This is a genomic window from Muribaculum sp. An289 (assembly GCF_002159555.1).
Classification (GTDB): Bacteria; Bacteroidota; Bacteroidia; order Bacteroidales; family UBA932; genus Merdivivens; species Merdivivens faecigallinarum.
This window is the reverse complement of record NZ_NFIV01000002.1, coordinates 1-22,330: the sequence shown is the minus strand read 5'-3', so window position 1 is coordinate 22,330 and position 22,330 is coordinate 1. Positions and strand designations below refer to the sequence as shown.

20 protein-coding genes, 2 tRNA genes and 1 riboswitch are annotated in these 22,330 nt (G+C 49.9%); of the genes, 13 read left to right on the top strand and 9 right to left on the bottom strand.

The genetic code is table 11. The features are described 5' to 3' along the window. Positions 1–75: 75 nt before the first annotated feature. On the bottom strand, positions 76–1,080 hold the full coding sequence (gene argF / locus B5F83_RS01635; protein ID WP_087275540.1) for an ornithine carbamoyltransferase: 1,005 nt from the start codon (positions 1,078–1,080) through the stop codon (positions 76–78). A 104-nt stretch (positions 1,081–1,184) separates the two neighbouring features. Then, positions 1,185–1,391, top strand: a riboswitch (cobalamin riboswitch). A gap of 53 nt (positions 1,392–1,444) precedes the next feature. Here argF and B5F83_RS01630 point away from each other — a divergent pair. The 7 genes from B5F83_RS01630 (at position 1,445) to B5F83_RS01595 (ending at position 9,590) form a co-directional block, all read left to right on the top strand. Next, entirely contained in the window at positions 1,445–3,553 is a 2,109-nt protein-coding gene (locus tag B5F83_RS01630; protein ID WP_239383795.1) for a TonB-dependent receptor, read from the top strand. Between the two features lie 83 nt (positions 3,554–3,636). Then, positions 3,637–4,800 (top strand): DUF5074 domain-containing protein, encoded by a 1,164-nt coding sequence (locus tag B5F83_RS01625; RefSeq protein ID WP_239383794.1) that lies wholly within the window; start codon positions 3,637–3,639, stop codon positions 4,798–4,800. An 84-nt stretch (positions 4,801–4,884) separates the two neighbouring features. Beyond that, the gene (locus tag B5F83_RS01620; protein WP_087275373.1) at positions 4,885–6,609 is read left to right on the top strand and encodes a PKD-like domain-containing protein; all 1,725 of its coding nucleotides are present in this window, start codon (positions 4,885–4,887) and stop codon (positions 6,607–6,609) included. Positions 6,610–7,322: 713 nt separating this feature from the next. Further along, positions 7,323–8,216, top strand: coding sequence for a cation diffusion facilitator family transporter (locus B5F83_RS01610; RefSeq protein ID WP_087275375.1), 894 nt, complete (start codon positions 7,323–7,325; stop codon positions 8,214–8,216). An 87-nt stretch (positions 8,217–8,303) separates the two neighbouring features. After that, positions 8,304–8,615, top strand: coding sequence for a CD225/dispanin family protein (locus B5F83_RS01605; RefSeq protein ID WP_087275377.1), 312 nt, complete (start codon positions 8,304–8,306; stop codon positions 8,613–8,615). Beyond that, positions 8,616–8,999, top strand: a complete 384-nt coding sequence (locus B5F83_RS01600; protein WP_087275380.1) for a DUF2752 domain-containing protein — start codon at positions 8,616–8,618, stop codon at positions 8,997–8,999. Positions 9,000–9,029: 30 nt separating this feature from the next. Then, the gene (locus tag B5F83_RS01595) at positions 9,030–9,590 is read left to right on the top strand and encodes a 5-formyltetrahydrofolate cyclo-ligase (RefSeq protein ID WP_087275382.1); all 561 of its coding nucleotides are present in this window, start codon (positions 9,030–9,032) and stop codon (positions 9,588–9,590) included. Positions 9,591–9,619: 29 nt separating this feature from the next. On the opposite strand, the gene B5F83_RS01590 is transcribed toward B5F83_RS01595, so the two are convergent. Next, positions 9,620–10,765 carry a radical SAM protein gene (locus tag B5F83_RS01590; protein ID WP_087275384.1) on the bottom strand — a complete coding sequence of 382 codons (1,146 nt, stop codon included), beginning with the start codon at positions 10,763–10,765 and terminating at the stop codon, positions 9,620–9,622. A gap of 312 nt (positions 10,766–11,077) precedes the next feature. Here B5F83_RS01590 and B5F83_RS01585 point away from each other — a divergent pair, with 312 nt between their 5' ends. Both B5F83_RS01585 and B5F83_RS01580 read left to right on the top strand, forming a co-directional pair. Then, positions 11,078–12,580 (top strand): arylsulfatase, encoded by a 1,503-nt coding sequence (locus B5F83_RS01585; protein WP_087275386.1) that lies wholly within the window; start codon positions 11,078–11,080, stop codon positions 12,578–12,580. 31 nt (positions 12,581–12,611) lie between these two features. Then, positions 12,612–13,394, top strand: coding sequence for a class I SAM-dependent methyltransferase (locus B5F83_RS01580; RefSeq protein ID WP_087275388.1), 783 nt, complete (start codon positions 12,612–12,614; stop codon positions 13,392–13,394). On the opposite strand, the gene B5F83_RS01575 is transcribed toward B5F83_RS01580, so the two are convergent. From B5F83_RS01575 to B5F83_RS01550, 6 genes are read right to left on the bottom strand one after another with little or no spacing between them, the layout of a single operon-like run. Continuing rightward, positions 13,370–14,695 (bottom strand): serine hydrolase domain-containing protein, encoded by a 1,326-nt coding sequence (locus tag B5F83_RS01575; RefSeq protein WP_087275390.1) that lies wholly within the window; start codon positions 14,693–14,695, stop codon positions 13,370–13,372. The two genes, B5F83_RS01580 and B5F83_RS01575, sit on opposite strands and share 25 nt — an antisense overlap. 6 nt (positions 14,696–14,701) lie before the next feature. Continuing rightward, positions 14,702–15,331 (bottom strand): cytidylate kinase-like family protein, encoded by a 630-nt coding sequence (locus tag B5F83_RS01570; protein ID WP_087275392.1) that lies wholly within the window; start codon positions 15,329–15,331, stop codon positions 14,702–14,704. 1 nt (position 15,332) lies between these two features. Further along, positions 15,333–16,727, bottom strand: coding sequence for an MATE family efflux transporter (locus tag B5F83_RS01565; RefSeq protein ID WP_087275394.1), 1,395 nt, complete (start codon positions 16,725–16,727; stop codon positions 15,333–15,335). Further along, complete coding sequence (locus B5F83_RS01560) at positions 16,720–17,736, bottom strand: FKBP-type peptidyl-prolyl cis-trans isomerase (protein WP_087275396.1); 1,017 nt, start codon at positions 17,734–17,736, stop codon at positions 16,720–16,722. Before B5F83_RS01560 ends, B5F83_RS01565 begins: the two co-directional genes overlap by 8 nt. A gap of 16 nt (positions 17,737–17,752) precedes the next feature. Further along, complete coding sequence (locus B5F83_RS01555; protein ID WP_158094124.1) at positions 17,753–18,328, bottom strand: FKBP-type peptidyl-prolyl cis-trans isomerase; 576 nt, start codon at positions 18,326–18,328, stop codon at positions 17,753–17,755. Positions 18,329–18,353: 25 nt separating this feature from the next. After that, positions 18,354–19,388: a DHH family phosphoesterase gene (locus B5F83_RS01550; protein ID WP_087275400.1), complete on the bottom strand. Its 1,035-nt coding sequence runs from the start codon at positions 19,386–19,388 to the stop codon at positions 18,354–18,356. 106 nt (positions 19,389–19,494) lie between these two features. Between B5F83_RS01550 and B5F83_RS01545 the strand changes: the two genes are divergently transcribed. The 4 genes from B5F83_RS01545 (at position 19,495) to B5F83_RS01530 (ending at position 21,647) form a co-directional block, all read left to right on the top strand. Further along, on the top strand, positions 19,495–20,175 hold the full coding sequence (locus B5F83_RS01545; RefSeq protein WP_087275402.1) for a hypothetical protein: 681 nt from the start codon (positions 19,495–19,497) through the stop codon (positions 20,173–20,175). A 1-nt stretch (position 20,176) separates the two neighbouring features. Then, on the top strand, positions 20,177–20,884 hold the full coding sequence (locus tag B5F83_RS01540) for a DUF3822 family protein (protein ID WP_158094123.1): 708 nt from the start codon (positions 20,177–20,179) through the stop codon (positions 20,882–20,884). Further along, a complete protein-coding gene (locus B5F83_RS01535; RefSeq protein ID WP_087275404.1) occupies positions 20,881–21,414 on the top strand; it encodes an RsmD family RNA methyltransferase in 534 nt (177 codons plus the stop codon). Before B5F83_RS01540 ends, B5F83_RS01535 begins: the two co-directional genes overlap by 4 nt. A gap of 155 nt (positions 21,415–21,569) precedes the next feature. Next, positions 21,570–21,647 (top strand) — tRNA-Asp (locus B5F83_RS01530). A gap of 347 nt (positions 21,648–21,994) precedes the next feature. Here the strand turns inward: B5F83_RS01530 and B5F83_RS01525 are convergent. Next, positions 21,995–22,065 (bottom strand) — tRNA-Cys (locus tag B5F83_RS01525). Between the last annotated feature and the right edge of the window lie 265 nt (positions 22,066–22,330).

The following is a 22,330-nucleotide window of genomic DNA, read 5'->3' as shown; positions in this document are numbered from 1 at the left end:
TGTGCGATAGAACAAAATGGATGCCCGAAACACCGGGCATCCTCATTATGTGTAAAAATATTACTGTGACCTCTCCTATAACCCGGCTATCGAGGCCGCCATCACCGCCTTTATGGTATGCATCCTGTTTCCCGCTTCCTGGAATACAATCGAGGCAGGACTCTCGAATACTTCTTCGGTAACTTCGAGCTCGGATACGCCGAAGCGTTCGTACACCTTCCTTCCTGTCTCGGTTTCCAGATTGTGGAATGCAGGAAGACAGTGCATGAACTTGACGTCCGGATTCTGGCATTTCGACATTACGGCCGCATTGACCTGATAAGGGAGCATCAGAGATATGCGCTCTTCCCAGGCCTCCCACGGCTCTCCCATCGACACCCAGACATCGGTATAGAGGAAATCGCAGCCCTTCACGGCCTCGTCCACATTGTCCGTTACGGTTATCCTCGCTCCGGTGGTGTCAGCTATCCGGCGGCATTCCGCAACAAGACGGCTGTCCGGGAAGAAACCTTGCGGCGCCGCTATCCTGAAATCAACCCCCATCTTGGCCATGCCGACCATCAGTGAATTGGCCATGTTGTAGCGGGCATCGCCGAGATAGCAGAACTTCATCCCGCGGAACTGCCGGCCGGAAGCCTCCCGCATCGTCAGCAAATCCGCAAGAATCTGCGTAGGATGCGATTCGTTGGTAAGCGCGTTCCAGACAGGCACTCCGGCATATTTTGCCAGAGCCTCTACCCTATCCTGGCCGAAACCCCTGTAAGCTATGCCGTCATACATGCTTCCGAGCACCCTTGCCGTATCCGGGATACTCTCTTTCTTTCCTATCTGGGAACCCGAAGGGCCGAGATAGGTCGTATGTGCTCCGAGGTCGTTTGCCGCCACTTCGAATGAACAGCGGGTCCTCGTGGAATCTTTCTCGAAAATGAGGGCAAAATTCTTGCCTTCCAGATGTTTAGGCATCACACCGGCGGCCTTGTCCCTTTTGAAGGCCTCCGCCAGGTCCACCAAATGCAGGATTTCTTCAGGCGTGAAATCCAGCAATTTCAAAAAATGTCCGTTCTTCATCATCATAAAAATAAAAGGAATAATCACGATTAAGGAATATTCATGCAAATATGCGAAATTATTCCGGACTTTTGAGAAGCCGTTTGAAATTTTTGTTCATTATTGCATTTTTGCATATCTTTGCCCACCGTAACGGTTTCGGAGGCTCCGGCCGGAGTCGCCGAATAAAAGGGAAATCCGTGAAATCCGGATGCAGTTCCCGCTACTGTAAGTCCCGCCCTGCAAAAGGGCAAGGCCGCACACTCGACAGCCACTGTCAGAACGATGGGAAGGCGTTGCGGCCGGGACGAGCCAGGAGACCTGCCGTTGCATGTTTGTTCAGAGACCGTATGTACGGTTTCGTGATTCCTGCGGAGAATGGGAAAGGATAATGGCAATGAAGAAGACAGTATTATTATCGGCAATCATATTTTTCTGGACAGCGGCCGCCACCGGAGCCGCCCCGATGCGTGCGCCACTTGACGACGGCATGCAGGAGTATCCGTTTCCCGACAGCCTCGCAATCGTGACGGACACTTTAGGGCAGGCAACATTGACCGCCGTCAGGAGAACAGAAATAATCCCGTCACAGACTTTGAGGGGAGAGCAGCTGAAAAGGCTCGGGAGCAACTCAGTCACCGATGCCCTCAGATATTTTTCGGGAGTGCAGATCAAGGACTACGGGGGCATCGGAGGCCTCAAGACCATCAATGTCAGAAGCCTCGGGAGCCAGCATGTCGGTGTCTTCTATGACGGGATACAGATAGGGAACGCACAGAACGGGACGGTAGACCTCGGAAAATTTTCTTTGGACAACATGGAAGCCGTTTCGGTATATAACGGACAGAAGAGCGACATTTTCCAGTCGGCAAAGGATTTTGCTTCCGCGGCAGCCTTTTACATGACGAGCAGACGGCCTGTTTTCACGGACAAAAACTACAATTTCAATTTTAAGATAAGGACAGGGTCCTTCGACCTCATAGACGGTTCGTTCACCTGGGACCATAAAATCAGTGAAAGCATAAGCACTTCAGTAAACGCCGAAGTGATGAACACTTCCGGAAGGTATAAATTCCGTTACAGCAAGACAGGACCTGACGGAGGCGGATACGACACCACCGAAGTGCGGCGGAACGGGGACGTGTTCTCGATAAGGGCCGAAGCCGCCGTATTCGGAAAAATCAGGGGAGGCGACTGGGATGCGAAAATATATTTTTACAACTCGGACAGGGGCTATCCGGGAGCGGCGGTAAAGGAGGACTACGGAATATCGCTGCTGAACGAAGACAGGCAGAAGGACAGGAACATTTTCCTGCAATCTTCCCTGACACAGACGGTCAGCAAATCGTACAGCTACCGCTTCAGGGCCAAGTATTCCAACGATTACATGAACTACGTAATGCCGCCGGAAAGCACGGTGCAGCCGATGGACAACCACTACTGGCAGCAGGAACTGTATTTTACCACCTCGCACCTGTTTTCCCCGTTCTACTTCTGGCATATCAACATTTCAGCGGACCTGCAATGGAACAGCCTCGATGCGAAAGGAAGCGACATGTTCAATGCCAACTTCATACAGCCGCGGAGGATTACCGGGCTTGCCGCGCTCGCGACATCGTTCAACCTCGACTGCGGACTGGATTTGCAGGCAAGCCTGCTCTACACGTACGTACACGACATGGGCAAACGCAAGGACATAGAACCGGCAAAAGACAAGAACATCTTCGCCCCTGCGGCAGTGGTTTCATACAGGCCGTGGAAAAAGACGGACCTGACATTCAGGGCATTCTATAAGAAAATATTTCGGATGCCGACATTCAACGACCTTTATTACGTCCAGGCGGGAAGCAGGAACCTGAAGCCCGAATACACGGACCAGTACGATTTGGGAATCGCATACAGGAAGGGCTTCGCGAAAGGCGTGTTCGCCGGCATCGAAGCAAGTGCGGACGGGTATTACAACACAGTGAAGGACAAAATCATAGCCACCCCGACTTCCAACCAGCTGGTTTGGACCATGGTAAACCTCGGATATGTTGAAATACGTGGCGTGGACGTAAGCCTGGCGCCTTCGTTCAGATTCGGGGAAGTAGGGATTACGGCAAGGCTCTCGTACACGTTCCAGAAGGCCCAGGATTTTACCGAAGAGAAGAAAGGCGGGGACTTCGGGCCCGGAGTGGAGGACCATTACGGAGACCAGATTCCGTACGTCCCGGTACACAGCGGTTCGGCGGTGCTTAACTGCACATACAGGACCTGGAGCCTCAACTACAGTTTCATCTATACCGGAGAAAGATGGATGTTGGGAGGGAACATACCGGTGAATTATATCCAGCCTTGGTATACCAGCGATCTTTCGCTTGCCAAGACCTTCTCCCTGCCGCACGGGATGGAACTCGGGGCCGCCCTGGACGTGAACAACATATTCGACCAGCAGTACGAAGTAGTCAAATGGTACCCGATGCCAGGGACGAATTTCCGGCTGACACTGAGCCTGAGTTTCTGATTTTCAAATAAAAACACATACTGATTTTACCGGATATTGCAAAAACGTTTAAGTTTAAAATCATTATACAGGAACACTATAAAATGCGAAGGAAAACAGGTTTCATCAGAATATGCGCCGCCACGGCGATAATGCTTGTAGTTTTCTCATGCAGGAAACCGGACTATATCCTGCCGGGCGAAGAAATCGTCATAAACCCGTGGGACAGTATAAGCGGAGACATAAGGGGGTTTTTCCTGCTGAACGAAGGGAATATGGGCAGCAACAAGGCCTCCCTGGATTATTACGGGTATGAAGACGGCACCTACCACAGGAATATTTACGGAGAACGCAATCCCAACGAAGTGAAGGACCTCGGCGATGTCGGGAACGACCTGAAAATATACGGTGGGAAACTGTGGGCGGTGATAAACTGTTCAAACTACGTGGAGGTCATGGATGCCTCTACCGCCGAACATCTTTCCAAAATAGCCATACCTAACTGCCGCTATGTCGCGTTCAACGATGGCTACGCATACGTAAGCGCATACGCCGGGCCCGTCGAAATAGCGACCGATGCGAGGATAGGCTTCGTCGCAAAGATAGACACGGCCTCGCTCCGGATAGTCGATTCGTGCATAGTGGGTTACCAGCCCGAAGAAATGGCGGTAGTCGGGAACAAACTGTATGTCGCCAATTCCGGCGGATACCGGGCACCGGATTACGACAGCACTATTTCTGTCATAAATCTCGACACATTCGAAGAAATGTACAAGATAAACGTCGGCATAAACCTCGACAAGATAGAGCCGGACAATTACGGAAACCTTTACGTATCCTCGCGGGGAGACCATTATACCATCCAATCCAAGACTTTCATAATCGATACGCGGACGGACAGGGTGACGGATACGCTCGACCTCCTGCCCAACAGCTCAATGGCGCTTGCCGGAGACTCCCTCTTCGTCATCAGTTCCGAGTACAATTACATTACGGGCAGGAATGAAATATCTTACGCGATATGGAACACGGCCACAAAGAGCATCGTAACCCGCAATTTCATTAAAGACGGCATGGAAAACCAGATAAGGATTCCATACGGGATAGCCGTAAACCGCAGCTCAGGAGAATTTTTCGTGACGGATGCAAAGGATTACGTAAGCCCGGGAACCCTCCACTGCTTCACCCTCGACGGCCGCTGGAAATGGGCCGTCACGACAGGGGACATCCCAGCACACATCGTTTTCACCACACATTCCCTGAAATAACCGTTTTTAAACATTTATAAACGTTTACCGGAATATACGATTAGCAGAAATATACGTTTAGAAAAAATATACGATTACAGAAAAATGAAACAGTCAAACCACATAGCATTCATTATAAAGGCCTTGCTCCTGTCCGTTCCAGTATTTACGTCACTGTCGTGCACCGAAAAGAGAGGCCTTCCTCCGGTAATAAAATTTGCCGAAAGCATCTACACGGCAAAGGCCGGAAAGGAGATAACGATAGAGCCTGCGGTGGAAAACGGCGAGGGCGCCTCTTTCGAATGGGAGTCGGATGGGATTCTGCTATCAACCGATAAAATCTTCTCGCACACCTTCGAAGAGCCAGGAAGTGTCTATATAATGCTGACGGTAACGAACAATTCCGGAAGCGATTCGGAAGAAATACGCATAGACGTGGCAAGCCGGCAGGTTCCAGTAATATCGCTGAATGTTCCCGATGGGGGATACAATATCCCTGTCGGAGGCTCGCTTGAAATCGTTCCTGTCGTGAAAAACGGTGAGAACGCCGCATTTTCATGGATTCTGGACGGAAAAGAAGTATCCTCGGAGAAGAGTTATGTTTTCACAGGGGAAAGAATCGGCTCATATTCCATGTCGCTCACGGTAGGCAATGAGGACGGGAGCGACTCCGAATCATTCACAGTCAATGTGCTTGACCCGGCCGACATACCTTTCGAATGGAACTTCGAAAAAGATACGTACTATGTTTCCTCAGGCAGGCGCATCAGGCTTGTGCCTTTCGGCATAAAGAACGCGGAAGACGCTGTCTATACCTGGAAAATAAATGGCGAGGAAGTACAGTCTTCCGATGCGCCGCAATATGTTTTCACCGCTCCGGAATACACTGCCTCGGAACAGGACACATATACGGCCGTCATTACGATGTCTAACTCATATACGACTGTCAGCAAGACACTTGCAGTCATAGTATGCCCGCCTGAAGGCACATATAAAAGGCCTGCCACCGGAAATCTGCTGTGGGACAGAGTTTACGAATACATGCCTGCACCGGGACAGTTCATCAATGAGGACTTCAATGCCGGAACCATGGATGAAGCCACAGCATACGCCGAAAGCAGGCTGAGTGAAGGAAAATACGTTTCGCTCGGCGGCTTCGGAGGATATATCGTCTTAGGATTCGACCACAGTATAGAAAATTCGGGAGACTACGATTTCGGCATTACCGGAAACTCCTACCAGGGTTCTTCAGAACCCGGAATAGTTTGGGTGATGCAGGATGAAAACGGGGACGGCCTGCCGAATGACATCTGGTACGAACTGAAGGGAAGCGAATACGGAAAAGCTGGAACCCTTAACGACTATGAAGTGACTTACTACAGACCATCGGCCCCGCAGATGCCGGTACAATGGGAAGACAATCTCGGGAATACCGGAACCATAGACTATATTTCAGGGGTACACACGCAGGATTATTATTATCCCGGATGGGTAAAGGCCGGCTCATACACTCTGACAGGCACAAGGCTCGCCCCAAATACCGAGGAATCCTCCCCCAACTACTGGATAAACCATGAATACGAATGGGGATATGCCGACAATTACAGTCCTGTCGACAGGGACGGAATTGCCGACGGCTACGGGGTATCGGCCGAAGGAAATGCAAGTACCAACCGTTTCAGAATCAGCGATGCTGTAACCTTCGACGGCCAACCGGCAAGGCTCGCATACATCGACTTCATCAAGATATGCACGGGCGTGAATGCCAAAGCGGGCTGGATAGGCGAAATATCCACCGAGGTCTGCGGTGCAGCCGAAATACGGCCATAGCCTCGGCATCAGGCCGACCTTCAGTGCGGAAAGAACTTCAGCGCGGAAAGAAGTTTTCGTAAAACAAGGAACTTTTTTGAAGCGAGCAAAGAAACAGCATCTCTGCCGAAAATGGCCGGAAGAGGAACTCACGGATTCTATCGACATATTTTTCCACCCCACGTCCACCCAGGCTTTTTAAAAATGATTGATATTCAATAACTTGCAAAAACACGGGCTGCTTTTGGGTACTTCACGAGGCACCCAAGCGCAGGGGTAATTTTGGTAAAATATTGAATATCAATATATTACAAGAATGATAGCTAACTGTGAGGTGTAGATACGATATGACTAACAAGCAATGGCATGGTTCGGCCTGATGAGGGAAAGTGAACCATTTTCCCGCTTTTTCGGTGCACTTTCCCCTCGAAAATATTGATTTTACCGCCATTTTCGCTGTTTTTCCGGGGAAAGTGAACCATTTTTCCGCGAATCAGTGGCACTTCCCCCCCCACTTTCCCCGAATACGAGGCTCACGGCTTCTATTTGGAAGCTGCTTAAAATTTTTTCTCAGAAAATTTGAGACAGACTTCCGTGTAGGTTTTTGCCGTTTTTTTGAAGAGAATAGCAGCGCTATTTTACGGCAAAAATACCGGAAAAATAGCGGAAAGATGCCGGAATGGGGTCACAAAGAACTTTTGAAAAAATTTTAAATAACTTCTTATATTTGCACCATGGAAAAGCAGATTGTCAGGGCATCATACGTCAGCACAATAGGCAACGGGGTACTCGCAGCGGCGAAAATCGTCACCGGCTTCGTCAGCGGGAGCATTGCCGTCATAGGAGACGGAATAGACTCGGCTTCGGACGTGGCAATATCGATAGTAATGATTGCCACAGCCAAGATTATGGGGAAGAAGCCGAACAGGAAATACGCCTACGGCTATGCAAAGGCCGAATCGATTGCCACGAAAATACTTTCGATGGTGATTTTCTTCGCCGGCGCGGAAATGTTCATCTCCGGCATTAAAAGTCTGTTTTCCGAAGGACAGAGGCCCATGCCCGGGATGATTGCAATCTATGTCACGGCCGCCTCGATAATCTGCAAACTGCTTCTGTCCCTTTACCAGACGAAAGTCGGGAAAAAGACAGGGTCGCAGATGCTCATAGCCAACGGCATAAACATGCGGAACGACATGATTATCTCGCTGAGCGTACTTGCAGGCCTGTTCTTCTCGTTCATACTCGGGATGCCCGTACTCGATTCGGTCACGGCAATCATCGTATCCTGCTTCATAATCTGGTCGGCGATAAGGATTTTCATGGACTCGAACGTAGAACTGATGGACGGGGTAAAGGATGTCTCGGTCTACCAGAAAATCGTCGATGCCACTGCCAAAGTCGAGGGTGTCAGCCACCCGCACAGGATAAGGTCCAGGAGCATTGGAGGAAAATACATGATAACCCTCGATGTGGAAGCCGACGGGAACCTGACCCTGTCGCAGGCGCATTCCATGGCGAACCGGATAGAAGAAAACATCCGTCAAAGCATTCCGGAAGTATACGACATAGTCGTCCACATAGAGCCATTCGGAACACACCCCGAGGATGTTTTCGGGGTTTCATGACATGCCGGACGGCAGTACCGAACCGGGGGAAGCATATTTTTCAAAAAATTTTCCTAAATTAGCAGTCGGTAAAAAACACATCTTATCATGGAAATATACGAACAAAACAACAACAGGTATTACAACGCCCCACCCCGTCCCAAGACATGGCTGGCCTCCTCAATCCTTACCACGATTTTCTGCTGCCTGCCTTTCGGAATCGTAGGCATAGTCTACGCCGCGCAGGTCAGCGCCAACTACGAGGCAGGCCGTTATGAAGAAGCCGAAAGGGCCAGCCGGATAGCCAGAAACTGGACGATAGCTTCATTTTTATTCGGTGGCGGCTTTTATCTGATTTGCCTGCTGCTCTATTATATATTCGGAATAAGCTTGCTTACCCTGAGCGGCATAACTGTATAAATGACGATTACGAAACGGGGGATTTTATGGACTGCTGCCATCGTTTTCGTTGCAGCGGCGGTTTTTATTTTTGCGACTACAGACCCTGAAAAAAGTGTCCTGTTTCCGAAATGCCCGTTTCATGCGCTCACCGGCCTTCAATGTCCGGGATGCGGCTCCCAAAGGGCCATACATGCACTGCTGCACGGACAGATAGCCAAAGCGATAGGATACAACGGGCTTCTTGTGGCTTCGATTCCGGCCATCGGAGTGATTGCCGCAGCGGAAGCCGGAAGGAAAAAACATCCCAAATTCCATGCGGCGGTAAACAGTCCGAAAACGATTGCCGTCATCCTGGCAGTCATAGCCGCATGGTGGATAACACGCAATATCATAGGAATTTAGAAGCTGTTTAACAAACACAGGAATCCAGCGATGGAAAAGAAAGAATTGAGAAAACTGATATCGGGGCTGAAAAAACAATGCCCCATGGAAGAAAGGCTCGCAAGGTCTGAAAAAGTCATAGCCAACCTGGAGGAAAGCCCCGAATACATAGAAGCGCGGAACATACTGTGCTACTGGTCTTTGCCCGATGAAGTCAACACCCACGGCCTCGTGACAAGGGCGGCAGCCTCGGGGAAAAACGTCTTCCTTCCGGTCGTCAATGGAGACGACTTGATAATCAGACAGTTTACCGGAATATCAGAAATGCATGAAGGAGAATCCTACTCGATTCCCGAGCCTGAAACAGGGGCACGCGAAGTAGCCATCGGCGAGATAGACCTTGTCATTGTCCCGGGAGTGGCCTTCGACCGTGAAGGAGGACGCATGGGCAGGGGAAAAGGTTTTTACGACAGGTTGCTGGCCGGAAGCAATGTCAGGAAAACAGGCATCTGCTTCGATTACCAGCTTGTCGGCTCGGTTCCGAAAGAGCCCCACGACATACTTATGGACAAAGTCATTTCGGAAACATTTTCCGGAAAATGTCACAAATAACCATTGAAAAATTTTTAAGAGGCTGTTTCTCAACGGATGCTGATGGAAGCCGCCCACTCCGCGAAAAAATCGTAGGTGTAGGCAAAGTATTTCCTATATCCGGGACATAACGAAGATATCCGCTCACCGTTTTCAAGCAGGACAGTCCTGTGGACGGGACAATCCCCGTTGCACAGCCTCCGGTAAGGACAGGAGCGGCATTTTTCCGAAAGCGAAAGATATTTTTCCGTTTCATGCGAATATTCCTGTGAAGAAGACATGATTTCGGCAAGCCGCGCCCCCTCCAGCATGTTTCCACCCAAAGGACGGGACAGATGGTCGCAGGCATATACGGCGCCGTCGGCTTCGACAGAAGGACACGGAGGGCAGGTACGCGCAAGAACGCACAAATCCGGCTCCATGCCGACATGCAGGGCAAGCGTGTTATCAAAATAATTCACAAAAACCTTCCCTATGTCCGAAATCTTCCACAAATCAAAGACTCCGCACAGGAAATCCCCCCAATCCTCCCCTTCGAGCCAGCCTGAAGGGCCCTCCGCAACAGGTAGAAACTGAATGTACCCGAGCCCCGCATCTTTCAGAAAACCGTAAACCTGTGCAGGATAGGCGACATTGTGCTTCCCGACGGCCACCATGGCATTGACCTGTACGCCGGCATCCTGCAACAGCCTTATTCCGCGCATCGTCCGCTTCCATGAACCGTCACCGGACAAGGTTTTCCGGGAAGTGTCATGCAGGATCTCCGGTCCGTCCACCGACACCCCGCAAAGGAAACCGTTTTCCGCAAGAAAGGAAGCGAGGCTTTCGGTAACGGCCGTGGCATTTGTCTGAAGGATATTCAGCACCTGCCTTGGACCGCTGCCGAAGCCTGAAAAAAGGGTCTTCTGCAACCTTATTGCCTCACGCAAATATTCCTCGCCCGCCAGAAGTGGTTCTCCCCCATGCCAGATAAAGGTCAGGGGCGCTCCGGAAGGCTGGGATGAGCCGTAATTCTCGAAAACCGCTTCCAGCCGGCCCATGTCCATTCTCCCCGAGAGATGCCCTCCCTTATAATAACAGTAGGCACAATCAAGGTTGCAGGCACCGCCTACCGGCTTAAGCATCAGCGAGAACGGACGGGACTGCACAAAACGCCCGTCTTCGAAAATGTACTCAAGGTTGAAAGTTTTTCCCATAACGGCAAAACTACGGAAAAATTGCCATATTTCCACGCATCAGGGGTTCAAGGCAAAAGTACATCAAGGGTTCAAGGCCCTCGGCTGTACCGGTACGACCTTACGGCGTGGCCGCCCGTGGCCTCGTGAACGGGAGGGGCCCGCGCACTTGTGCGTGGGAGGGATTTACCGTCGGGCCGTACCGGTACAGCCGAGGGCGAATCGTCCTTATGCATTAACAGATTAATTATCCGGGCTTGTCAAAGTTTTCATATCTTTGTCCCGTGGATTGGAAAAACTGAAAGCAGAAAACTGAAAACAGAATAACGGAGCATGAAAAAAGGAATAGTCATAACAAGTCTTGCACTGGGCTGCCCGGCAATCGCGGAAAACGCAACGGCGCAGACAGCGGAGCCGATTCAAGGACAGGACAACAGGCCGAACGTGGTTTTCATCCTTGCAGACGACCTCGGATACGGCGATATCGGCTGCTACGGGCAGAAGCGCTTCGAAACCCCGAATATCGACAGCCTTGCCGCACAGGGGATGCGCTTTACAAGGTGCTATTCCGGAACAACGGTCAGCGCTCCGTCGCGGGCATGCCTGCTGACAGGACTGCACTCAGGGCACGCTCCTGTCAGGGGAAACATCGAAACCCCGCCGGAAGGACAGTTCCCGCTTCCGGAAATGGAAAATATTTTCCTGCTTTTTAAGGAAAACGGCTACAGGACAGGAGTTTTCGGAAAATGGGGGCTCGGAGCCCCGGGGACCGTCGGAGACCCTTCCGCACAAGGAGTAGACGAATTTTTCGGATACAACTGCCAGCTGCTCGCACACAATTATTATCCCGACCATCTTTGGGAAAATGACAGGAAAATCATCCTCGAAGACAATGCGGACGGGGGATTCGGGACCTATTCCCAGGACCTGATACATGAAAAGGCCTTGGAATTCATAGACACCAATGCCGGAAATCCGTTTTTCCTGTTCCTCCCTTACGTACTTCCGCACGCGGAACTGCTTGTCCCCGAAGATTCAATCCTTGAAAAATTCAGCGGCAGATATCCGGAAACGCCTTACAAGGGCTGCGATTCGGGCCCGGCATTCAGAAAAGGGGGATACTGCTCGCAGCCTGAGCCGAGGGCAACCTTCGCCGCAATGGTCTACAGGCTCGACATGTATGTAGGACAGGTAGTAGGCAAACTCGAAGAAAAAGGCATACTCGGCAATACTCTCATAATTTTCGCCAGCGACAACGGCCCGCATAAAGAAGGAGGTGCCGACCCGGACTTTTTCGACAGCAACGGAATCTACCGCGGCTATAAGAGAGACCTTTACGAAGGGGGCATAAGGGTTCCTTTCATCGCCGTATGGAACGGAATCATCGGACAGGGAAGCGAAAGCGGGCATACAATGGCGTTCTGGGATCTTATCCCGACTTTCAGGGAGATACTCGAAAACTGCGGAGGAAGCGCTCCGGATTCGGAAACGGCATCGGACGGCATTTCCATCCTTCCGGAACTTACCGGGAAAGGCCGGCAAAAAGAACACGAATGGCTCTATTTCGAGTTCCAGGAAGAAGGAGGAAAACAGGCCGTCATCTCGGGAAACATGAAACTCATCAGATTACGTGCCTCATCCCCGGACGGCTCGATTTGGGAACTGTACGATTTGGAAAACGACCCGGGAGAAAACAGGAACCTGCTTGACGAAGAAAACATTTCGGGAAAATACCGCCGCATAGCCACGCGCCTGAGGGCCGTAATGGAAAGGGAACACGTCCCCGACCCTTCATGGCCACTGCTTGAAGAAGAATTTCATTATGCGTATCTTTGAAGTTACAAATCAATTTGAAAACTGAGAACAGATGCAACGGAGACAAACTGACAGAAAATTGTATTTCAATGAACTCGCCGCGACGAGCAAAAAATATTTTCTTCCCTACATATCGGCTTTCATAAAACCGGAAAAAGGAATGGAAATCCTCGAAATAGGTTGCGGGGAAGGCGGAAACCTCCTTCCGTTCTCCGAATTGGGATGTTCCGTGACCGGGGTGGACCTCGCTGAAAACAAAATCTCCGATGCGATAAGGTTTTTCGGGGAGGAAAAGGCAGAAGGAAGGTTCATTGCATCCGATATTTTCAAGATAACCGAATTCGAAAACGGCTTCGACCTGATTGTCTGCCATGATGTAATAGAACATATCCCGGACAAGGAGACCTTCATGTCGAATCTCGGAAGATACATGAAGCCCGGAGGGCTTGTTTTCATGGCATTCCCTGCATGGCAGATGCCGTTCGGGGGCCATCAGCAGATATGCAGGAACCGGATTCTGTCCCACCTGCCGTTCATACATCTCCTGCCGGCAACCGTTTACGCAGCCCTTCTGAAGGCCGCGGGGGAAGACAAGGCATGCATAACGGAACTGCTCTCGATAAAACAAACCCGCACCCCGATAGAGTTGTTCGAAAAGCTGCTGGAAAAACACAAGGCGGCCGTGCTCGACAGGCGTTTCTGGCTCATAAATCCGCATTACGAGATAAAATTCGGCCTCCGACCGAGACTCCTGCCCGCATTCATGGGAAAACTCCCATGGATCAGGAATTTTTTCACGACTTCCTGTTTTTATCTGTTCAGACTCCCCTCCTGAAGCTCGAAAAGATTCCTCTCCGGCCATTCTTCAACGGTACGGGACAATTGGTTGAAAAGGCGGCTTATGTCTTTGGAGAACATGGAGCCTTTCCATGTACTTGAATTGGTTATGAGTATCCAGCAGTAACCGTCCGGATAGTATTTTACAAGGACGCTCGTGCCTGAAAGCGTTCCGGAACGGTACCACTCTCCGTTACGGCGGATGTCCGCCCACCCTATCGGGAATACGGAAGAGCCCATATATTCGGTCATTTCGGCCACACTCTCAGGGGAAATTATGTCCGGAATCACGTCGCAGCCGTCAATGGAAGCCACGAAACGGGCAAGTTCGGAAGCCGAAGCGACCCAGGCGCCCGCACCGAGCAGCTTCTCGAAGTCGCTGCCGCCATAGCACTTCTGCACCATCGTACCGTCAAGGTGAAAATCCTCGACAGGCTGCGCATCCTTGTGCATATAGTATTTTGCCTCTCCGGGATGCCGCTGGGCATAATAATTCCTCCCGAGCCACATATCGTAACAGCCGGCCGGGGCAAGTATGCTGTCCCTGACATACTGTTCGTAAGGCATTCCGGTTATCTTCTCTATGGCAAGCGAAAGGAACATGTAGCCAACATTGGAGTATTTCTGCCACGTTCCCGGTTTGTAGCCGAGCCTCCTGCTTAAAATATACTTGACAAGGCGCTCGGTAGTAGGTGGGGAATCGAGATGCTCCCAGCGGATTATTTCGGAAGTACAGAACAAGGGGTCCCCCCTGCTCAAAGTGAAACCTCCCTGATGGCGGAGCAGATGCTCCACGGTAATGTCGTAATAACGCCGGTCGGAGGCTTCCAAATACAGGGAATCGCTCAGGATGCCTTTCTCTCCGAAAACGAGGGTATCCAAAGGCATGAGGCCCTGTTCTTTCAGCTTCATCACGGCCGTCGCCGTAATAAGTTTGGAGACGGAAGCTATGCGCAGAAGATGGTAGGGCTGCATGCGCACATACTGCTCCTTGTCTGCCCATCCGTAGCCTTTTGCGAAAAGCAGGGAATCATTCCTCATCACGGCCAAAGACACTCCCTTTATATCCCAGAACTTAATCCAGGAATTGATTTTCCTGTCCATCTTTTCGAATTCCGGAAGTTCGGAAAACGAATTGTCCAGAGTATCGTTCAAGGATATCGGGACCGGCAGGTCGTCCGCATCTTCCCTGGCAACTCCGGCTCCGTGCCTGAAAAGGAAAACCGCCGCAGCAGCCATAACGGTTGCGGCGGTTATCAGGATTACGGCTATTCCACGAAAATTCCTTCCCGATTTCATAGCCGGCTATTGACGAATACTTATTTTCTTATCGATAAAATCCAATATGAAATCCACAGTCCCGTCGATGCCGAGGACGGACGAATCTATGCACAAATGATAGGTATGCGCCACTCCCCATTCTCCGAAAGTGTAATAATTGTAATATTCGGCCCTTTTCTTGTCGGTCTGCTCTATCCGCGACTTCGCCTCCGCCTCGGAAATATTCCTGCGTTTCATCACCCTGGCCACCCTTTCTTCATCAGGGGCACTGATGAAGACATTGGCTATCCTCGGATGGTCCCTGAGGATGTAATCCGCACATCTTCCGACAAAAATCGCGGATTCGGACCTTGCTATCGAGCGTATGGTCTCGCTTTGGATAAGGAACAGCTCGTTCCCGTCCATGAAGTTTGTGCTCTCATACTGGATGCCGTGGCTGAAGGCCGAAAACAAAGAGAATTTTTTCACCTTCTCATCGCTTTTCTTGAAAATCTCCGGGCTGAACCCGCTCCGTTTCGCGGTCTCAGTGATGATTTCCGTGTCGTATGCCTTTATGCCGAGCCTCTCACCCAGCTTGAAAGCTATCTCTCGGCCGCCGCTTCCGTACTGGCGCCCGATATTGATTACATAATGTTCCGATGAAAAATCACTCATGTCAAATACCTCCGAGGATTGACGGGTCGTCTCCGTCCTTTAGTTTATCAAATTTATTCATAAGGCCCTTCAACAATATGGCCGCCAATATGGTCGCAAAGAAGTCCGAAACCGGGAAACTTGCCCATACGCCCTGTATCGGATTGTCCGCAAACAGGTGCGGAAGAAGGAAAATGCAAGGAAGAAGGAAAAGAATCTGGCGCGAAAGCGAAAGCCAGATGGCCTTGTTCACCATGCCCATCGACTGGAAAAAATTGGATGTCACGACCTGGAAGGCCACGAGCGGGAACATCAGTACGGTAATCGTGAGGCCCATTGCCGAGAGACGGATAAGCTCCGCATCCGAAGTGAACACCGATGCCACCGCCTTAGGGAAAGCAAGGCCGAGAATGAAGCCGACACTCATTACCACGATGGCGTATCTGACAGTCTTCCAGAAGACTTCCTTCACACGGGCATACTGTCTCGCCCCATAGTTGTAACCGGCTATAGGCTGCATACCCTGGTTAAGACCGAAAACAATCATAAGGAAAAGGAAACTTATCCTGTTCACTATGCCGTAAGCGCCTATGGCCAAATCCCCTCCGTACTTCATCATCTGCTTATTGAGGAAAATCACAATCAGGCAGGCCGCGACATTCATCAGAAACGGAGCAAAACCGATGGACAGCGAATCACGGGCTATCCTGCGGTCGAGCATGATTATCTTTTTCCCGAAATGGACAGCTTTCGTCTTTTTGGTAAATTCGAAGAAAACCCACACGGCGGCCACCAATTGCGCTATCACAGTCGCAAGCGCGGCCCCTCCCGTCCCCATTTTGAATGTGAATATGAATATCGGCGCGAGGGCGACATTGAGCACGACAGTGAAAAGGGTCGCCCCCATCGCCTTCTTGGGCTCCCCTATTGCCCTCTGGAGATTGTTCAGACCGAGGTAAAGATGCGTTATGACGTTGCCGAGCAATATCACCCGCATATAGTCCCTCGCATACCCTATGGTATTTTCACTCGCACCGAAAAAAAGCAATATCGGATCGAGGAATATCAGAGCCACGGCACTGAAAGCGATACCGGCTATCAGACAAAGGGTCACGGTATTGCTCAATACCTTCGTCGCGGCCTCATAGTTCCTTTGCCCCAAAAGGACGGAAATCAGGGTGGAGGCGCCGACACCGACAAGGGTGCCGAAGGCTGCCGCAAGGTTCATCAGAGGGAAGGTGACGGCTATGCCCGAAATGGCGTAAGCCCCGACACCATGTCCGATGAATATACTGTCTATCATATTGTACAATGACGAAGCCGTCATCGCTATGATAGCCGGTATGGCGTAAGTTTTCAACAATTTTCCTATCGGTTCCGTCCCCAGAACCGTAGGTGAGACACCCGGACTATTCATATTCGTCGTATTCTACTATTGTCACATGGAAAACAAGGGGCGAGTACGGAGGAATCGCATTCCCGCTTCCGCTTGCACCGTATCCCATGTCCGATGAGAAGAAAGACACCACCTCCTGGTTGTTGTCCATCCTGAAAAGGGTTTCGCCGAATCCCGTGACCACGGTGGAGCTTTCCAGCGTTATCCCAGAAGCGGAAGAGGACATCTTTACCTTCGCCGGGACATCATAATCCTTCGAATCATCGAAAATACCGTATTTTTTCGCAGTATCCCTGATATTCGTATCGAAAACATGTCCGTCCAGCAATTTTCCCACATACCTTATATATATAGTGGAGTCGTTGGGAATCGTATCCCCCGTCCCGACATTCAGGACCTTGTAATAGAAACCTTCCATCAACGAATCCAGCCCGTCATAATATTTCCGCGAATAACTTTCGAGGGTATCCTTTTCCCACTGCTCTATGTCGTCCGTGGCGTATTTGATGGATATCTCATAGATATAATGGCTTCCTCCCGGGTCGTTGGCATAATATTCCTCAACCTCATCGTAGACATCCGAATTAAGGAACCATGAAGGAATGACGGCCTTCATGTATCCCCCCACGTTCATCATGTCGAGCATGTCCTCGACCCCCGCATAAAGCTGTCCGTCCTTTCTTACCATCACCCTTGCACCGTAATAATTGGAAGCCACGTATGTGCCAAGGCGCCTGTTTATGGTTTCGTCCGTTGTCTCGACATAGTTCCCTTCCAGATCCGTAATGCTGTAATCCACAAAAACATATACCGACGAATCGTCCATGGCCTGTCCCGTACCTGGCCGCGAATCGATTACGTATATGCCCCTACCTGAAGGGGATATGTCGGGATAATTGATATTGAGCCACGCTTCAAGCACTTTTTTAGAAGAAGAATATGTGCTGTCCGTCGGCTCCTTTGCGCACGAAACTGCTGCAACCAGCGGAGCCGCGGCCAATACTAAACGAGATAAGATTCTTATATTCATAATTTTAATCTATTTTTCAATTTTCTATACTATGGACCCAGACATGATACATCAGCGACGACATTTTCGGAATTGCATTGATTTCCTTGTTGCCGAAGCCGTACTTCGCCGAAAACAGGATGTAGCACTCCTCCCCTGCATACACTCCCAGCAGACCGTTCCTCAGGCCCGGAAGCAGATGCTTGTCCGACAGGTTTACCGTCACCGGAACGAAAGTAGTTGAGTCGCCCCATATTCCGCCCTGTCCGGCGAGTTCCTCCGTAGTGGCGGCTATCATATCCTGCGGAGGAAACGAGTTGCCGAAAAGATACAGGGCGTAATCGAAAACGACGGTACCTCCTGCCATCAGCGTATCCGAGGGAATCTCGAATCCGGCCGAATCCGAAGGATTCACCGTTACCCTGTTAGAACCGGCGTTCCTGTGTATCGTATATGCTACGGAATCGGAAAAATGCGATGCTATGTACCTGTCGATTGATTCCTCCAGAGTGGCATAGGTGGTTTCAAGGCTCTGGGACGTACATGCAGAAATCTGCGACAGCGCAAGGACGGCCGCCGCAAAGGTCAAAATACTTATCGTTCCTCTCTTCATTTTCAAATGCACAGAAAAATTTGTTTTACAAAAGATGTGCCTGCATGGCATACTCCCTCACTGAAGCGGCGAAATATTCCGGAATCATTCCCATGTCCATTTCCAGCCTGCCCCCGGCGGCATTCTTGTGCCCGCCACCGTTAAAATATTTTCGCGCAAAGGCATTTACATCCACATCCGGCTTGCTCCTGATGGAAACCCTCACGAAATCCTTATCCTCAGTGAACAGCACGGATATCAGCACATCCTTGATTTCCAACGGCCTGTTCACCACCCCTTCAACATCTCCCTTGGAATACCCGTACTCGTGCTGCAATCCGAAAGGGAGCATCATGTAGGAAAACTTCCCGTCCACTATCTTCATCCTGTTCCTCAGCAGTTCCCCGATCAGCCTCAGCCTGCCTTCCGAAAACTGGTTGTACAGCCTGCAAAGCATTGCCGTGCGGTCCACTCCTGCCGCCAGCAGTTCCGAAGCCATCGAAAAGGTGGAAGGATATACCGAATTGGCGAAATTGTTCGTATCCGTAGTCATGCCCGTAAAAAGGGCTTCTGCCGTAAGGGGAGGCAAAAGCGATGCGTTCCCGCCTACATTCGGAAACATTTTCAGGATATGGTACAGCAGTTCGCACGTAGAAGATATGTCCGTCATGGAAAGTGTCAGATCGAAACTTCGGACATCCGGGCCTATGTGGTGGTCTATGAGGATTTTCCTTGCCTTAGAGGCTTCAAGGGCATCCGCCATCTCGTCAGTCCTGGAAAAACTGTTGAAATCGAGGCAAAACAAGACCTGGGAACCGGATATCGCCCTGCCGGCCCTTTCCTTGTCCGCATCGTACAGAAGGATAGTGCCTTCGGGGTCCAGATGCCTTAAAAAGGCCGGAAAACGGTTGGGCAATACGATTACGGCCTCCTTGCCGAGGCTTCGCAGGAATTCCCTCATGGCAACGCAGGCACCCACCGCATCCCCGTCCGGAGAAGTGTGGCCGACGATACAAAATTTCCTTCCGTTTTCAACGGTTCTCACCAGTTCGGCGACGGATTCAGCATGAATATTCAACATATTACAATTTTTCTGGGTGCAAAATTAAAAATTATATTGCGGGAACTAAATAAAATGTATACTTTTGTGGGACTTTTGTGAAACAAAATTAAATTTACAATAAATAATGAAAAAAGTACTTACTATCGTTATTTTTCCGATCCTCATTTTGGGATTGCTTTATCTGATTGTCGCCAGCGTGATGAAACCAGTTAATTTCCAGAAGGAACAGAAACAGCGCGAAGCTGTCGGCATCGAAAGGCTCAAAGACATCAGGACATTGCAGGTAGCATACAAAAGCACCTACGACCGCTTTGCTTCTTCAATAGATTCTCTCAAGGATTATTATTACAACGGTAACATTTCGATTATCAAGCAAATCGGTTCCATGGACGACTCTGCGGCCGTAGCCCACACCGAAGCCATCAAAAAGCGTAATCCTCGGATAACGCCTGAACAGCTGCAAGCCATGTACGACAAGGGCGACAAGAATCTCGTATTCAGAATCGAGACCGAGATTCCTGTAAGGGATACCCTTTTTAAAGGCAGGACCAATTTCAGCATAGATTCCCTCGCTTTCATTCCTTTCAGCGGCGATTCAATCATAATGAATGCCGTAATCAGCAAGGTTTCCGGCGTGGACGTGCCTCTGTTCGAAGCATGCATGCCTTACAAGAGCCTGCTTAAAGGGCTTGACAACCAGCTCCGCATCAATCTTGATGCCGACAGGAAAGACACCGGAAAATATCCGGGCCTGATGGTGGGCAGCATCACTTCGCCTAACAATAATGCCGGCAACTGGGAATAACATGACCACAGGATACGTGGAAAAATACAGGATATCCATTCAAGTCTTCTTGAATGGATATTCTTATAAAATAACGGACACCGACGGCAGGACCGTTTCGGAAAAGGATTTCTGCGAGATCGAGGAACTGTACTCATCCCGAATCTTCTCCTATCCGTACAAGGAGTACCGCATTTCGTACAGGACACACAGATGCACCCTCATACCTGCCGGACTGATGCCGGACACGGAAAATGCGGACAAAGACAAGGTTCTGCGAAACCTCCTCGCCGAATACGATCGGCCGGAAGAAAATGAAAAGGTTGAATGCGCGAGGATAACCCCTGCCGATGCCGTGCTCGTATATGCCATACCCGGCGAAGGGTCTCCGCTCAGAGCCATACTTTCCTCACTGCCTTCGGATTGCAGGCCTTTTCCTGAAATGTACTGGATGCTGGAAGAGCTGTACGGCCTCCCCTGCCACAACAGGGTCATCGCTTCATACAGGGACTCCCTGCTGAGCCTGGCCATAGCGGAGGACGGGAAGCTGCTACTGTGCAACTCCTTCAATGCACAGGACTTTACGACCGCCATGTATTTCATATTTTCCGCATTGAAACAATTCCAGATAAATCCGGAAGTAACCACGATTTATTTCAGGGAGAACCTCGGACATGACCAGGAAATGCTCCTTTACAGATATTTTTCCGGAGTAGAAATATTGAAATGAGAATCATAGGAGGGAAAAACAGGGGAAAGACAATCAGTCTCCCGGCCAAATACGAAGCCCGTCCGACCACGGATTTTGCGAAAGAGGGACTTTTCAATATCATCTCGAATGAATACGAATTCGAGGGGCTTTCGGTACTGGATCTTTTCGGAGGCACAGGGAGCATTTCCTTTGAATTCGCTTCACGGGGCGCCGGTGAAATCCATTGCATTGAAATGTCCCCCGCCAATGCCGCCTTCATCCGCAATACGGCGAAACAGTTCGGGTTCGACAATATAACCGTCATCAGGCACAATGTTTTCGATTTTCTCGACATCTGCAAAAGAAAATACGATATCATTTTCGCCGACCCCCCATACGCAATAGAAGGTCTTGACACCATACCGGGCAGGGCGATAGGTTTTTTAAGCGAAATCGGGACACTGATATTGGAACATCCCGGCACCTATTCTTTCAGTTCGGAACCGGGTTTCATAAAAGAGAGGAAATACGGGAACGTACATTTTTCATTTTTCGGCCGCCGCGACTGATACCGTATATCCGGCTGCCAGTCCCCCCATTCCGACCGCTGATACTGCCATGCATTTTTGAATTTGTCTCTCACATATTTTTTTCAAATAAAATCAAATTCGCCTTGTCAGTATCGAAATAATGATTATCTTTGCAACTCCGTTCAGGAAAATCCGGTGCGGTAGTTCAGTTTGGTTAGAATACCGGCCTGTCACGCCGGGGGTCGCGGGTTCGAGCCCCGTCCGCACCGCCAAACAATTTGGCAAATGAACGCAAATCCTTGAAGTCCAACTACTTCAAGGATTTTTTCGTATATGCCGGTATGGCAAAATACGGCATTCCGGAGCAGTCTGGAGGTGGACTAAAAGGAGGACTTTTTGAGGACTTGAAAAGTCCTCCTTTTTAGAGTATTTTTCATTGATTTGCAATGTTTTGCGCAATTTGATAATTGAACCGGAAATTGCTAAGTATGAACTTCTTATGAGCGCTTCTCAAAAGACAGGGTAATTTTAATAAAATACTGATTATCAACATTTTGCAAATTATCCGCTGGTTCAAAAGTTCAGACCTGATTGCCAAAATGTAAATCTGAAAAAAGAGAGGTGCCAAGCAGAATCGAACTGCTGTACATGGTTTTGCAGACCATTGCCTAACCACTCGGCCATAGCACCTTGAATGGGATTGCAAAGTTAATACTAATTTTAATATTTCCAAAATTATTCTACATAGAGCACCAAACCTTTCAGATATTCGCCGGGAGTTTGACACTTTGGCGAGGTAAAAAAATTGCAAATAATTGAGAGACTTTCTGATGAAAGTCTTTTTTTCATTAGTGTCCGGTAAAAAATCGCAAAAGTTCTTTGAAAATATTGAAGTATAGGTAATTACAAGGATGGGACGAGCGCGCCGATTTGAATTTATCTTTGCCAGACTATC

Excerpts from the sequence above, each read along its gene's own strand:
- B5F83_RS01630 (WP_239383795.1), top strand. The coding sequence starts at position 1,445 with ATGAAGAAGACAGTATTATTATCGGCAATCATATTTTTCTGGACAGCG.
- B5F83_RS01625 (WP_239383794.1), top strand. The coding sequence starts at position 3,637 with ATGCGAAGGAAAACAGGTTTCATCAGAATATGCGCCGCCACGGCGATA.
- B5F83_RS01620 (WP_087275373.1), top strand. The coding sequence starts at position 4,885 with ATGAAACAGTCAAACCACATAGCATTCATTATAAAGGCCTTGCTCCTG.
- B5F83_RS01610 (WP_087275375.1), top strand. The coding sequence starts at position 7,323 with ATGGAAAAGCAGATTGTCAGGGCATCATACGTCAGCACAATAGGCAAC.
- B5F83_RS01605 (WP_087275377.1), top strand. The coding sequence starts at position 8,304 with ATGGAAATATACGAACAAAACAACAACAGGTATTACAACGCCCCACCC.
- B5F83_RS01600 (WP_087275380.1), top strand. The coding sequence starts at position 8,616 with ATGACGATTACGAAACGGGGGATTTTATGGACTGCTGCCATCGTTTTC.
- B5F83_RS01595 (WP_087275382.1), top strand. The coding sequence starts at position 9,030 with ATGGAAAAGAAAGAATTGAGAAAACTGATATCGGGGCTGAAAAAACAA.
- B5F83_RS01590 (WP_087275384.1), bottom strand. The coding sequence starts at position 10,765 with ATGGGAAAAACTTTCAACCTTGAGTACATTTTCGAAGACGGGCGTTTT.
- B5F83_RS01585 (WP_087275386.1), top strand. The coding sequence starts at position 11,078 with ATGAAAAAAGGAATAGTCATAACAAGTCTTGCACTGGGCTGCCCGGCA.
- B5F83_RS01580 (WP_087275388.1), top strand. The coding sequence starts at position 12,612 with ATGCAACGGAGACAAACTGACAGAAAATTGTATTTCAATGAACTCGCC.
- B5F83_RS01575 (WP_087275390.1), bottom strand. The coding sequence starts at position 14,695 with ATGAAATCGGGAAGGAATTTTCGTGGAATAGCCGTAATCCTGATAACC.
- B5F83_RS01570 (WP_087275392.1), bottom strand. The coding sequence starts at position 15,331 with ATGAGTGATTTTTCATCGGAACATTATGTAATCAATATCGGGCGCCAG.
- B5F83_RS01565 (WP_087275394.1), bottom strand. The coding sequence starts at position 16,727 with ATGAATAGTCCGGGTGTCTCACCTACGGTTCTGGGGACGGAACCGATA.
- B5F83_RS01560 (WP_087275396.1), bottom strand. The coding sequence starts at position 17,736 with ATGAATATAAGAATCTTATCTCGTTTAGTATTGGCCGCGGCTCCGCTG.
- B5F83_RS01555 (WP_158094124.1), bottom strand. The coding sequence starts at position 18,328 with ATGAAGAGAGGAACGATAAGTATTTTGACCTTTGCGGCGGCCGTCCTT.
- B5F83_RS01550 (WP_087275400.1), bottom strand. The coding sequence starts at position 19,388 with ATGTTGAATATTCATGCTGAATCCGTCGCCGAACTGGTGAGAACCGTT.
- B5F83_RS01545 (WP_087275402.1), top strand. The coding sequence starts at position 19,495 with ATGAAAAAAGTACTTACTATCGTTATTTTTCCGATCCTCATTTTGGGA.
- B5F83_RS01540 (WP_158094123.1), top strand. The coding sequence starts at position 20,177 with ATGACCACAGGATACGTGGAAAAATACAGGATATCCATTCAAGTCTTC.
- B5F83_RS01535 (WP_087275404.1), top strand. The coding sequence starts at position 20,881 with ATGAGAATCATAGGAGGGAAAAACAGGGGAAAGACAATCAGTCTCCCG.